9 protein-coding genes are annotated in these 13,693 nt (G+C 45.3%); 6 read left to right on the forward strand and 3 right to left on the reverse strand.

Features of this window, described 5'->3' with window-relative positions:
* Positions 1 to 52 precede the first annotated feature (52 nt).
* The 6 genes from ICE94_RS06495 to ICE94_RS06520 are packed head-to-tail and all read left to right on the forward strand — an operon-like array spanning position 53 to position 8,536.
* Positions 53 to 1,693, forward strand: a complete 1,641-nt coding sequence (locus ICE94_RS06495; protein WP_216149991.1) for a phosphoethanolamine transferase — start codon at positions 53 to 55, stop codon at positions 1,691 to 1,693.
* Positions 1,686 to 2,369 (forward strand): phosphatase PAP2 family protein, encoded by a 684-nt coding sequence (locus ICE94_RS06500; protein WP_216149993.1) that lies wholly within the window; start codon positions 1,686 to 1,688, stop codon positions 2,367 to 2,369. Before ICE94_RS06495 ends, ICE94_RS06500 begins: the two co-directional genes overlap by 8 nt.
* Before the next feature lie 2 nt (positions 2,370 to 2,371).
* Positions 2,372 to 2,722 carry a diacylglycerol kinase gene (locus ICE94_RS06505; protein ID WP_370623781.1) on the forward strand — a complete coding sequence of 117 codons (351 nt, stop codon included), beginning with the start codon at positions 2,372 to 2,374 and terminating at the stop codon, positions 2,720 to 2,722.
* 47 nt (positions 2,723 to 2,769) lie between these two features.
* On the forward strand, positions 2,770 to 4,020 hold the full coding sequence (locus ICE94_RS06510; protein ID WP_216149997.1) for a TolC family protein: 1,251 nt from the start codon (positions 2,770 to 2,772) through the stop codon (positions 4,018 to 4,020).
* Positions 4,017 to 5,450 carry an efflux RND transporter periplasmic adaptor subunit gene (locus ICE94_RS06515; protein ID WP_216149999.1) on the forward strand — a complete coding sequence of 478 codons (1,434 nt, stop codon included), beginning with the start codon at positions 4,017 to 4,019 and terminating at the stop codon, positions 5,448 to 5,450. Before ICE94_RS06510 ends, ICE94_RS06515 begins: the two co-directional genes overlap by 4 nt.
* Positions 5,451 to 5,452: 2 nt before the next feature.
* Positions 5,453 to 8,536: an efflux RND transporter permease subunit gene (locus ICE94_RS06520; protein WP_216150001.1), complete on the forward strand. Its 3,084-nt coding sequence runs from the start codon at positions 5,453 to 5,455 to the stop codon at positions 8,534 to 8,536.
* 30 nt (positions 8,537 to 8,566) lie between these two features.
* Here ICE94_RS06520 and dnaQ read toward each other — a convergent pair whose 3' ends face one another.
* The 3 genes from dnaQ to ICE94_RS06535 are packed head-to-tail and all read right to left on the reverse strand — an operon-like array spanning position 8,567 to position 13,561.
* Positions 8,567 to 9,253 carry a DNA polymerase III subunit epsilon gene (gene dnaQ, locus ICE94_RS06525; RefSeq protein ID WP_216150003.1) on the reverse strand — a complete coding sequence of 229 codons (687 nt, stop codon included), beginning with the start codon at positions 9,251 to 9,253 and terminating at the stop codon, positions 8,567 to 8,569.
* A gap of 1 nt (position 9,254) precedes the next feature.
* A complete protein-coding gene (locus tag ICE94_RS06530; RefSeq protein ID WP_216150005.1) occupies positions 9,255 to 12,350 on the reverse strand; it encodes an efflux RND transporter permease subunit in 3,096 nt (1,031 codons plus the stop codon).
* Positions 12,347 to 13,561 carry an efflux RND transporter periplasmic adaptor subunit gene (locus tag ICE94_RS06535; protein WP_216150007.1) on the reverse strand — a complete coding sequence of 405 codons (1,215 nt, stop codon included), beginning with the start codon at positions 13,559 to 13,561 and terminating at the stop codon, positions 12,347 to 12,349. Before ICE94_RS06535 ends, ICE94_RS06530 begins: the two co-directional genes overlap by 4 nt.
* Positions 13,562 to 13,693: the final 132 nt, after the last annotated feature.

Genomic DNA, 13,693 nt, shown 5'->3' on the forward strand with positions numbered 1-13,693 from the left:
TTTCTTAATTTTTCCTTAATTAAAACAAGCACAAATTCAGCTACTGTGCGGCATGCACAGAATATTTGATATTTATAAGTCTTGGCCTAAAGTCACAATCCACTCAGAAATCTATACATTGATCCTGAGTTTGTATATTTCTACTCTGCTCAATCAGAAGTTGTGGGCTCAGCTGTCTGATATTCAGACAGATCAATCTTTGACCAATCAGGCCATTTTTGGATTGGCACTATTTGTTCTGCTGACGACTCTGAACTATTGGATTCTGAGTCTCATTTCATGGGGGCGTAGCCAGAAGATAGTATTAGTACTGGTTACTCTGGCGGTGGCCAGTGCGGCGCACTTTAGTAACACTTATGACGTCCACTATGACACTAGCATGATGGCTAATTTGTTAGCAACTGATTATGCAGAATCGCGAGAATTACTGAGTTGGCGTTGGTTGTGGAGTGTGTGGATTTATAGTGTGCCTGTCGTTTTGTTGGGGCTGAGTACGCGTATTTCAAAGCTGACTGTAACGCGCAAAGTTACGCATAAGTTGATTGGTGTGTCAGTCACACTGGTATTGAGCTTGATGTGTTTGCTGCCACAGCTTAAGACTTTTACCAGTGTCATGCGCAATCATCATGATTTGCGACACTATGCTATTCCAGTCAGTATGGTGGTGTCTGGCATCAGGCAGGCCACAGTGCTTAAGGCTGTGCCAGCAGAAAAATTAGTCAAAATAGGAGAAGATGCTCAATATCAGGCTCCAGTCGATAAAAAAAATGAGTTGATGGTGATTGTTGTGGGTGAGACCGTTCGTGCAGCGAACTGGGGTCTTAGTGCTTACTCACGAGATACCACGCCACTATTGCGTAAAAAGTATGTGATTAACTTTCCTTATGCAGTCAGTTGCGGTACTAACACTGAAACATCGGTCCCTTGTATGTTTTCTGTTTATGGCCGAGAGAATTACAGTGAGAGAAAGATTAAAGAAACACAAAACCTACTTCACATAGTTCATAAAGTCGGTTTTGGAGTGACATGGATTGACAATCAGTCGGGTTGTAAAGGGGTTTGTGCGGGTCTTGAGTTTGTGGATGCTAAAAAATTCTCAGATCCGAAAGACTGTTTTGAGGGGCACTGCTATGACAGTAATCTTTTGAGTGCTTTGGAGTGGTCAATAGATCACCAAGCCGGTAATCAGGTGATTGTGCTGCATCAGATCGGTAATCATGGCCCAGCCTATTACAAACGCTATCCTGAAAACCATGCTTTCTATCAGCCAGAGTGTCGTGATACTAATCTTGATCGCTGTTCGAAAGAGAGTCTGATCAATGCTTATGACAATAGTATTCGCTATACCGACAAATTGTTGTCTGGCGTCATTGATCTTCTGGAGAAGCAAAAGAATAAAAATGTGAGCATGATTTATGTCTCAGATCATGGCGAATCATTAGGTGAAAAGGGTGTTTATTTGCATGGTATGCCTTATGCGATTGCACCTAAAGAGCAAAAAGAAGTACCCATGATGTTTTGGTTTTCCGAGCAATATCAAAAGACATATGCAAAGTCTGTTGCCTGTTTAAAACAGCAGTCAAAAGATCCTGCTCATCACGACCATATCTTCCACACAGTTTTAGGCTTACTCAATATACAGACGGCCAGTAAAAAACAAGAGATGGATCTGTCGCAGGTATGTCATGGCTAAGGCGAGTTATGCTTCTCTAGTACCTCAAGTTAAGGTCTTTGTGGCATTGATTGCAGGGGTTTGGCTTGCTGATTACAGTCATTTAGATTTTTGGTTAGAACAACAATTTTTCAATCACCAGACGCAAGTATTTACCTGGAGACATCATTGGCTGCTAGATATGCTATTGCACCATGGTCTCAAAAACTTAATGTATCTATTAGGTTTTCTCTCCATACTGTTAGCCATTTATGCTGTCAGAAAAAAATGGATCAGCCACCATCAGGCTATCTGGGGAGCTGGAGGAATTCTGTTTTTACCGCTACTGATCACTGGATTGAAGCGCATCACTGCAAAACAATGTCCTTGGAGTATTGATGGCTTAGGTGGTGCCAGTCCATATGTGCATCTTTTAGACAATAGTCTAGAAAGTTTAGGAAGCCAATGCTTCCCTGCGGGGCATGCGGCTGGCGGTTATATGTGGCTTGCTTGGGCGGCGACCCTTGCGGTGTCACATCCTCTCCTGGCTAGAGTGATTTTATGGTTTGGTCTATTGATGGGTAGCTTAATGGGACTTGCACGCATGATGCAAGGAGCTCATTTTTTATCTCATGTCATAGCAAGCGCTGCAATATGTTGGGCATACATGCTCACTGTGCAGACGATCTTTAATCGTAGAGTGGGTTATTTGGAATGAGAGTGCTTTCATTTTTAAAGCGACGTTTGATCTATGCATTTGCTTACTCGCTAGCGGGCTTGCGTTCTGCGTGGCAAACAGAAGAAGCAATTAAATTTGAGGCTTGTCTTTTGCCAGTGCTCATAGCCATAGCGATTAACTTTGGTAATAGCAATATTGAAAAAGCACTTTTAATTTCTTCCAGTCTTTTAGTACTCATTGTCGAACTACTCAACACGGGTTTAGAAAAAGCAATTGATCGAGTATCAATGGACTATCACGAACTATCCAAAGTCGTGAAGGATATTGGTAGTGCGGCGGTTCTTTTGAGCATGATTAATTTTTTAATTACTTGGGCTCTGATATTGATGTGATGATTTACTCTAAAAAGAATTTATTCCTTTTAATTCTCTCAAGTTGTTTGAGTGGATCCGTATTGGCAGAAGACGCGGCCTGCGAAAAAGTTGCCCCAGCACAGCTCAACTTGGCTCAAGCGATGGAGCGTGCGCTTCAATGTGGCCCAGAATTCCAGACTTTTCGCTGGCAATATGAAGGTCAATTAGCCGATGCCAAAATACTGAAGCAAAGACCGAACCCGAATTTCAGTTATGGGGTCAGTATGTTGAATCTGCACCCTAGCCAATATCCTGAAAATCGCAGTCGTATGGAAACGGGTACGCGCATCGATCAACTCTTTGAGTTGGGTGGTAAGGGGAAATATAAGATTCGCGCTGCTGATGCGCTCGAAGTGGCAGCGCAATATGACTTGAAGTTCAATGAAAAATTGGCACTTGTGAAGGTGCAGCACGCGTATTTTGATCTTTTGGCAGCGACTCAAAGAAATCAAGATTTGCGTGATTTAAGTCAGTTAAATATCCGCGCTAAAGAGGTGGCAGAAATTCGTCATCGTGCTGGGGATATTTCTCAATTTGAATATCAGCGTTTACTCATCGATATTCAGAGGACCCAAAATGATCTTGAGCTTGCTCAGATTGAGCTAGTTAAAAACCAAACGCAATTCGCTCAATTATTGGCTTATCAAAAAGGGCTAGAAAGTCTACAGCTCGCTAAAAATTGGCCAACACCCATGCAGTCATGGCCAGCCTTGGATTATGAAAAATTACTGCAACGCTCTGATTTGCAAGCGCTACGTCAAAAAACAATCAGCGCCGAAAACCAACGCTTGGTGGGGCGTGCTCTAAAAATTCCAGATCCAACGATCGGGCTGCAATACAACCATCAACCGGTGACTGGTCTAGCCAATAATGGCACGATCAATACCTACTCAATTGGTGTGAGCATTCCCTTATTTGTAAGACATGCCTATCAAGGCGAGGCTCGTAAAGCAGAGGTGGAGTATTACCAGGCTCGTGATCAGCAGTTACGTGCGGAAAGAGATGCCCTACAAGTAGTTCTTGAGCAAGAAAAAATCCTCAAGGCCAATCAAGCAAGGCATATTCGTTTACAAGAAGACATCTTGCCTGCTGCTGAACATGCTGCTAAGTCAGCAGAATATGCCTATCAAAAAGGGGCTATTCAATTACTGGACTTACTCGATACGAGGAGAACCCTAAGAATCGTACGCAGTGAGGCTGCACAAATACAGGCCGAGTATGCCAAAAGCCAAGTGCTTTACCGGCTTTTGATTGAAGTGGAAGACCTAAAACCATGAAAAAAATATTTCCCTTTTTGAAAGACAGTCTTGCCTTAATTATTTGGTTGTGGCGATTTGTTCAGCAATTGCTTATCAAGCTTCTGCGTAGAGCAATTGACTATCTGCGTCATGGACGTCTTCTGCAGAGTGCTCGACAATTGGAGCAAGGGCTGATTACACAATTAAGTACCCATTTACCTGCGGAGCCACAACGCTTTTGGCAGGCACATCATCGGATCGTATTAAAAATCATTTATATCAGTCTGATCATTTGGTGCTTCGTCAGCATTGCTAAATGTTCCTATACGCCTAGCAAGATCGTTGTTAAGCCTGTGATTGAGGGAAATTATGTGAGCTTTACAGGTACCAATAAGCCCATTAACGGGATCAAGGTTGTTGATCTGAGTGCTGGTAGTACGCAAATCATTAGTTTGCCTGGGCGTTTGGTTTGGAACGAAGAAAAAACTGCAAAAATGCTCAGCCCATTTTCAGGGCGCGTGCAATCTGTTGAGGTGCAGCTTGGGCAAGTGGTCAAGAAGGGTCAAGTCTTAGCCACTATCCAGTCGCCTGATTTTGGAGTTGCACAAGCAGATGCCAAGAAATCTCAAGCTCAAGCACGTTTAGCTAAAAATAACTTAACGCGTGCCAAGGATTTATATCAACATGGCATTCTTTCTAAGAGAGAGTATGACCAAATTCAGGCTGATGCTGAGCAAGCAGAGGCGGAGTATCAACGTGCGCATGCCAGATTGAAGAATCTGGACTCTGATTATCAGCAAGTGAACCAGGTTTTTGCACTCAAGGCGACTCAAGATGGTATGGTCGTCGAGAGAAATATTTATCCTGGTCGTGAAATCACTAGCGATGCAAGCGCGGGTTATTTGTTCACGATCACAGATCCTAGCCATTTATGGGCTACTTTAGAAGCCGCTGAGGTCGATTTAGGGCGCTTTGCGATTGGGGCAGAGATCAGTCTTTATAACAACGCCATCCCAAGTCAAAGGCTGACAGGCAAGATTATTCAGATTGCTGATTTTGTTGACCCTGTGACGCGCACAATCAGAGTTCGTGCTGAGGTACCGAATAACTCACGATTATTAAGAGCAGAAATGTACGTCCAAGGCGATATTCCTCTGAGTAATATCGAGGGCATTGTTGTTCCAGCTAAAGCCGTTTTCTTAGTGGGTACTCATCATTTTGTTTTTGTTGAGGTCGAGCAAAATAAATTTGCGCGTCGAGGTGTTGCTTTAGGCGCTCGCTTTGCCGATAAGGTGGAGGTGATGGAAGGCCTCAAGCCTGAAGATCGCGTTGTATTGGAAGGTAATTTATATCTCAATGAGATATTGCGTGACCATATGCGCTCACACGGATCTAGAGATCCGTCTTTCATAACACCAGCAAAGCCGATTTTGGAGGATTACCCTCTAGATGTTCATGTGGGTAACTAGCTATGCTCAATCGAATTATTCAGTTTGCTCTAGACCAAAAGCTCTTTGTGAGTTTGGGTTTACTGATTCTGATTCTTTCAGGTGCTTTAGCATTTAAAAACTTACCCGTGGAAGCTTTTCCTGATGTCTCGGATATTCAGGTGAATGTCATTACTCTTTATCCGGGTAGGGCTGCTGAAGAGGTGGAGAAGCAGGTCACGATCCCTATCGAAATCGCGCTCTCGGGGCTGCCTAATTCTGTGCGTATTTTTTCGCATACGCAATTTGGACTCTCTTTCTTGATGGTCACTTTCAATGACAAGACCACAGACTTTATTGCAAGACAGCAGGTCGCTGAGCGACTTAGAAGTGTTGATTTGCCGCCCGGGATACAACCTGAGATCGCACCTTTATCAACTGCGATCGGTGAGATTTATCGTTTTCGTCTCAAAGGTATTGGTAAAGACACGCAAGAGTTAAGAACATTGCAGGATTGGGTGGTTGAAAAACAACTGCGCCAAGTGCCTGGTGTGGCTGATGTGGTCGTGATAGGTGGGCAGGTCAAGCAGTATGAGGTCAATCCTAATTTAGCCAAGATGCGCGACTATAAAGTTAGCTTAGGAGAATTATTTGAAGCTTTATCCCGGGGCAATGCTAATGCGGGTGGAGGTCGAGTTGAAGAAGGACGACAACAATACCTCTTGAGATCTTTAGGGCTATTTAAGTCTTCTGCAGAAATTGGTAGCGTGGTGGTTGCTGAAAATCGGGGTGTGCCGATTCTGGTTAAAGATATTGCAGAGATCAGAACGACTTATGCACCACCTCAGGGTTTAATGGCTCAAGATGAGGAAGACGACATCGTTGTAGGTACGGTATTAATGAGAAAGGGCGAGAACCCTTCCTTAGTACTTGAGGGTATTAAGCAAAGAGTAGAAAAGCTCAATGATGAGATATTGCCCAAGGGTGTGACCATTGAGCCTTATTACGATCGTTCTTGGTTAATTGATAAAACCTTGAGAACTGTTTTTGGTAATTTAGTCGAGGGTGCCATCTTAGTTGTTTTGGTGCTCTACTTATTCTTGGTCAATGCGCGCGCGGCTGCGATCGTAGCGATGACCATCCCGCTAGCGCTATTGTCGACCTTTATTGGTTTAACTATTGTCGGTATACCTGCCAATTTACTATCGTTAGGCGCCATGGACTTTGGCATCATTGTGGATGGTGCGGTGATTGTGGTGGAAAATATTTTCAGACGATTAGGTGAACTCAATGATCAGCAGATTAGCCATGCTCGCGAAAGAAAGAGGGCGATTCTAAAAGCCACATCTGAAGTCGCAAGACCGACATTGTTTTCAATCATCATCATCATTGCGGCACATATCCCGATTTTTACTCTGCAGCGTCACGAGGGCAAGATCTTTGCGCCCATGGCTTATACGGTAACATCCGCTTTGATTGGGGCGCTGATTGTGTCACTGACGGTGGTCCCCTTATTCTGTTACCTCTTTCTTAAAAAAGACATTGCGCATGAGGACACCTCCATGGTGAGGTGGTGTAAAGAAAAATACCGCATTGTCTTGGATTGGGCGCTCAATCAAAAACGCAAAGTCATCAAAATCGCTCTCGGCATGATGTTGCTCACCATAGTGGTGGGTAAATTTTTGGGTAGTGAGTTCTTGCCGGAGTTAGATGAAGGCGCGATGTGGATCAGTATTGATTTGCCAGCCTCAGTGTCTATTACTGAGGCAAAAGATCAAGCGCGCCTTTTGCGCAGCATCATTGCACAAACACCTGAAGTTTCATCGACGATTTCCAAAGTGGGTCGTCCTGATGATGGTACTGATCCAAAGTTAATCAACACTGTAGAAATATTAGTTGACCTCAAGCCCGAGAAAGAATGGCGCTTTTGGCATAAGAAGACGCATATTATTCGTGAGATCGAAAATAATCTGAGAGCCATGCCGGGGATTGAGCCCAATTTCTCGCAACCTGTGCGCGATAACATTCTTGAAAGTATTTCCCAGATTAAAGGACAGATTGTGATCAAGGTTCTGGGAGATAACCTGGATCACAATAAAGAAGTGGCTGTTGATATCTTAAATCAGGTCAATCAAGTTGAAGGCGTCGTACGTGCCTTTATTGACCGCGAGGGCGAGTTGCCACAATTTATTCTCGAGATTGACCGAACTCAATCTGCCCGTTACGGACTCAATGTCGGTGACTTGCAGGATGTGATTGAAACTGCTTTAGGTGGTCGAGTGGCTACTGAATTATGGGAAGGTGAGCGCCACTTCTCAGTTGTGGTTAGGCTGAAGGAGACGCAGCGTTATTTGGGTAATTTACCGAACACCTTGGTGACTACTAAGACAGGTGCGCAGGTGCCACTCTCTGAGCTCATGAATTTCAAAACCGTCTCTGGCGCCATGAATATCAGTCGTGAGAATGGCCAACGTGTTACTTCAATTGGTGTTTTTATTCGTGATCGCGATATGGGTAGTGTCGTCAAAGATATGCAAGCGCGTGTGGCTAAGCATGTGAGTGTTAATGACGTCAGGATCGAGTGGTCGGGTGAATTTGAGAACCAAGAGCGCGCTATGAAGCGTTTATCGATTGTGATCCCTATCTCTATTTTGGTGATCTTCCTATTACTCTTTAATGCCTTTAAGTCATTACAAAGTGCTTTATTAATTATTTCGAACGTACCCTTTGCCATGATTGGTGGTGTATTGCTCTTATTTATTACCGGTACACCACTATCTGTATCTGCAGCCATCGGCTTTATCGCACTCTTTGGTCAGGCAGTCCTTAATGGTGTGATCTTAGTGACTTACTTTAATCAGCTGCAAATTGAAGGTTTAACTTTACGAGAGGCGATTGTGCAAGGCGCCACTGAGCGTTTAAGAACCGTTTTGATGACAGCCATGTTAGCGATGTTAGGCTTACTGCCGATGGCTTTATCAAGCGGTATTGGTTCGGAGACGCAAAAGCCTTTGGCTTTGGTTGTGATTGGTGGCCTGATTAGTGCCACACTACTCACTTTGGTGGTGTTACCAGTCTTGTACGAGGCTTTTGCTAACTACGCGACCCGACATCGCTACGAGGAGTAATTGACTCCCTAAGGTCATGTATCAGTGGTTTTATTGCCAAATAGGCGGCTTTTTAGCCGCCTTTTCTATGGCGACAAGATATTCTCTGTGAGCAGCCTCTTCAGCTTCATTAGCGCGCCGTACCTTAAGATCCTGAGGTAAGGGTTGGCGTTTGAGCTCTGAAATAGCTTCTAATTGGTCTAAATCGATACCTAAGCCATCTTGGCCACGTGTCATGGCGAGATAGACTTCTGCCAATAACTCGGCATCCAAGAGGGCGCCGTGCAAAGTGCGATGTTCATTGCTAATTTCAAAGCGTTCACATAGAGCGTCTAGTGAATTACGTTTACCCGGGAACATTTCGCGTGCTTCTTTGAGTGTGTCAGTGACCTTCGCAATATGCGATTCAAAGGTGCCCAATTTCAGGCGCTTGAACTCCATATCTAAGAAGCCAACATCGAACGGGGCATTATGAATAATCACTTCAGCATCTTTAACGAAGCTCACTATCTCATCAGCGATACTTGCAAAGACGGGTTTATCTGACAGAAATTCCACCGTCAGTCCGTGAACAGCGACAGCGCCTGGGTCAATGTCGCGCTCAGGGTTGATGTAGTGGTGTAACTGGCGACCGGTGAGGCGGCGATCGACCATCTCTAAGCAGCCGATTTCAATAATGCGATCCCCAGTGCTTGGGTTTAAACCAGTCGTTTCTGTATCAAGAATAATTTGGCGCATATCAGTCTTTGAGCATTTCAGGGGCTATCTCGAGTGGACCATCACCACTGTATTTATCAAAGTATAGATAAATCACCGGAGTGATTAATAGAGTCACCACTTGTGAGACCAATAAACCACCCACGACAGCAATACCCAAGGGTTGGCGTAATTCAGCGCCAGCCCCAAGACCCAAAGCAATCGGTAAGGCACCCATTAAGGCGGCTAAGGTCGTCATCATGATGGGTCTAAAGCGCAATAGACAGGCTGTACGAATGGCTTCTAAAGGTTTCATGTTTTGATTTCTTTGGGCATCTAGCGCAAAGTCAATCATCAGAATCGCATTCTTTTTCACAATACCAATCAAGAGCAAGATACCAATTGTGGCAATCATGGTCACTTCTAGATCAAACATGCGTAAAAAGACCAGGGCGCCTACAGCCGCTGATGGTAAACCCGCCAAAATCGTTAGCGGGTGAATATAGCTTTCGTATAGGACTCCTAAAAGTACATAAATCACTAAGACGGCAGCCAATAACAAGATCACCTGGCTACTTTGACCGCTCTTAAATACAGCGGCGTCGCCACCATAACTCGTGATGATGGTCGGTGGCAGTTCAATTTCTTTTGTGAATTGCTCCAGTCGCTTAGTCGCATCTCCAAGAGCAGCGTCAGGAGATAAGTTAAAGGAGATGGTCACAGCGGGTACCTGGCCTTGGTGATTCACGGATGTGGGGCCAATCGCACGGCGGAAGTTGGCAATGCTCGATAGCGGGACTAACTTATCACTGCGACCACGCACATAAATACCTGCTAGGTCAGATTCATACTGACGATGTTCAGGCGCTGCTTGTAAGATCACTTGATAAGTATTCACGCTGGTATAAATCGTAGAAACTTGGCGTTCACCATAGGCGGAGTACAAAGCGCTACGTATATCGGCAATGGAAACGCCAGCACTGGCGGCTTTTTCGCGATCAATATCAATTTGCGCTTGTAAGCCACGCAATTGTGAGTCGGTCGTGACGTCGCGGAATATCGGATCATTGCGCATTTTCTCGACCATCTTGGCTGACCACTCATTCACGCCCTCAAAACCCACACTTTGCAAAATAAATTGATAGCGGCTTTTCGTCACCTTGCCACCTAATTGCAAGTTTTGTATCGGGCGCATATAAACTTGCAAGCCTGGGATGTCGCGTAATTCTTTACGTAATTCTTCCAGCACTTTTTTCATGTGGACACGTTCGCTACGGGGCTTGAGGTTCACAAACATGCGGCCTGTGTTTGTGCCTGTGCTCGCACCACCCCCTAGGATGGACACAAGGCTATCAATATTGCGATTGTTGCGCACAATGGCTGCAGCCTGATCTTGCAGTTCGAGCATCGCCGTGAATGAAATATCCTCAGCGGCTTCTGTGGTGATAAATAATTGGCCAATATCCTCTTCTGGGAAAAATCCTTTTGGGCTCCAGACAAAGAGCACTATGGTCAGGATGAAGGTGGACAGAGCACCTAATAACACCTTATTCCGGTGTGTGAGTGACCAGTCTAAGGCGCGTTCATAAACTTTGAGTAAGGCTGCGAAGTATTCGTCAAACTGCAGTACTAGAGGATGACGACTTTCACTCATATGACCATCTTTAGGCAGGAAGCGGCTGGCTAACATTGGTACTAAGGTGAGTGATACCACGGCAGATACGAGGATGGATAGCGAGACCACAACCGCAAACTCTCTGAAGAGTAATCCTAATGGGCCGGGCATAAAGAAGATCGGGATAAATACGGCCACCAAAGAAATCGAGATCGAGAAGATCGTAAAGCTCACCTCGCGACTGCCTTTCAGAGCCGCTTTGAGGGGATGCATGCCTTGCTCAACATAGCGCATGATGTTTTCTAGCACCACAATCGCATCATCGACCACCAGGCCAACGGCAATCGTAATACCTAAGAGGGAAATATTGTCCAGGCTATAGCCCATCCAATACATCAAGAAGAAGGCGCCGATGAGGGAGACCGGTAAAGATAGAGCCGGAATAATCGTGGCAATCGCTTGCTTTAAGAATAAGAAAATTACCATGACCACCAATGCAATCGTGAGCATCAGAGTGAAGTTCACATCATGGATGGATTCACGAATCGATGCGGAGCGATCGATCAAGAGATTGATTGCGACCGATGCAGGCATTTGCTTTTCAAACTGCGGAATAATTTCTCGAATCTTGTCGACTACTTCCACTGAGTTGGCCGTGGGTTGGCGCAAGATGGCAATCGCAATTGAGCGCTCACCGTTATAGGCTGCTAAAGTTTTAATCGACTCATAGCTTTCTTGAACCCGCGCCACGTCGGCGAGTCGAACAGGTAAACCATTGCGTTGCGCAATGACCAAATTACCGTATTCTTTAGCGCGGACCATCTGCGGGTTCGCATAGATCGTCAGCTGTTGGCGTGGACCATCTAAAACGCCTACAGGTGTATTGGAGTTGGCTGCATTGATGGCTTTAGCAACATCATCAATCGTTAAGTTCTTCGCCGCTAATTGTGTAGGAATGACATCCACGCGCACGGCGTAACGCTTTTGACCATAGACCAATACTTGAGCAACGCCATTGATGGTCGAGAGCGTCGGTGAGATGAGATTTTCGGCATAGTCACTCAGCTCTGATAAGTCCATGGAAGGACTCGTCATGGTCATGATCAGTACGGGTGCATCAGCAGGGTTCACCTTACGATAAGAGGGAGGGGTGGTCATCTCTATGGGTAAGCGTCGTTGTGCGCGTAATAAAGCCGCTTGGACGTCAACTGCAGCTTTATCGATATCACGATCATTATTGAATTCCAGCGTGATATTGGTGGTGCTCAAAAAGTTGGTTGAGCTGATGACGGTAATACCGTCAATCGTTGAAAATTCTTTCTCTAAAGGCAGTGCCACTGAGGAAGCCATATTTTCAGGGCTGGCTCCTGGCAGAGTGGCTGTTACTTGAATAACCGGTGTATTAAAGCTCGGTAAAGCCGCCACTGGAATTTTGAAATAGGCCATCGCTCCTGCAGCCACTGTAGCGAGTGACAGCAGGATCGTCATCACAGGACGACGAATACATAACTCAGAGATATTCATTCAGCGGCTTTCTTTGTCTCGCGAATCGTGCCGCCGGGGCGTAGATTTTGTTTGCCCTCAACCACAATCTTGTCATTCTCGTTGACACCACTCACAGCCGTTTGGCCTTGGTATTGGTAGAGCACTTTAATCGGTTTGAGGTCTACCTTATTCTCAGCATTGACGACATAGAGGAAGGTGCCTTTTTGATTAATCACCACAGCTTGTGTTGGAATCACCAGGGCATCACTCATCGTTTTAGCGGTTAACTTGACGCTCACAAATTGCCCTGGAATCAGCTGACCCTTGGGATTGGGTAGTTGTGCCTTGACACGCACAGCGCCAATGGCGGGGTCGACTTGGTTATCAATCACATACACTTTACCTTGTACGCTGTCTTTGCTACCCGGTAAGCTGATGCTGACGCTCAGATCATCTTGACCCTGGCGCTCACCCATAATCAAAGGCAGTTCCTTTTCTGGAACCGTAAATTGCACATTGATGGGGTCCATCTGTGTGATCGTGACTAAAGCGCTAGTAGTGGTGGTGCCTGAGGCGGTTGTCGCAGTGGTGACGTTGGTCCCTGCTTGTACGAGGCTACCGGGGTAGACGTTGATTACCCCTGCGCGACCTGTAATCGGTGAACGAATACGATCGTAGCTCAGGGCGACTTCAGCCGCTTTTGCATTGGCAATAGCAGTTTGCCAATTCGTCTTACTGGTATCGAGCGCAGCTTGAGATAAAAATTTCTTGGCAAACAACTCTTTGGCACGTTCATATTGGCGCAGAGCATCATCGGCTTGTGCCTTGGCTTTTTCATAATTGGCTTGGCTAGCGCGATCATCCAAAGTGAAGAGCAGCTCTCCTGCTTTGACAGTTTGACCTTCTTTAATATGAATCTTGCTGACTAAATTAGTGGTTTGAGGGCGAATATCCACAATATTCGCTGAGGCAATCGTGCCACTAGCTTCTAGAATGATCGGGATTGCCTGCTTTTCAATCACAAAAGTCGTGACTAATTGTGGACCGCCTTTTTTAGTATTCGCAGGGAAGAAGTAGTTATATGCCGCATTGGCTGCGTAAACCAAAATCACCAGTAAGACTACTTTCCAGCGATGCGCCCATAGCCAAGACATGGATTGGCGTAAGTTGATTTTCTGAAGGCCGTTTTGTGCCGTATTAACCAGTTTGCAGGCGAGCTGTGTGATTTGATTTTTTATAGTTTTTTCCACTGACATAATCTAAAGGCGCGATGCCTTATCTCCTTGACTGTATAAGGGGAATTCTCGCACATTGTGGCTAGGGTTGCCGATTTTTAGCAAGTCCAGAAACGAAGCTCAAAAAGGCCTAAAAACACCCTCAAA

Origin of the sequence: Polynucleobacter sp. MWH-Loch1C5, from assembly GCF_018881775.1 — a bacterium.
GTDB lineage: Bacteria > Pseudomonadota > Gammaproteobacteria > Burkholderiales > Burkholderiaceae > Polynucleobacter.

Coding starts and splice junctions, on each gene's coding strand:
- ICE94_RS06495 (WP_216149991.1), top strand. CDS start 53: ATGCACAGAATATTTGATATTTATAAGTCTTGGCCTAAAGTCACAATC.
- ICE94_RS06500 (WP_216149993.1), top strand. CDS start 1,686: ATGGCTAAGGCGAGTTATGCTTCTCTAGTACCTCAAGTTAAGGTCTTT.
- ICE94_RS06515 (WP_216149999.1), top strand. CDS start 4,017: ATGAAAAAAATATTTCCCTTTTTGAAAGACAGTCTTGCCTTAATTATT.
- ICE94_RS06520 (WP_216150001.1), top strand. CDS start 5,453: ATGCTCAATCGAATTATTCAGTTTGCTCTAGACCAAAAGCTCTTTGTG.
- dnaQ (WP_216150003.1), bottom strand. CDS start 9,253: ATGCGCCAAATTATTCTTGATACAGAAACGACTGGTTTAAACCCAAGC.
- ICE94_RS06530 (WP_216150005.1), bottom strand. CDS start 12,350: ATGAATATCTCTGAGTTATGTATTCGTCGTCCTGTGATGACGATCCTG.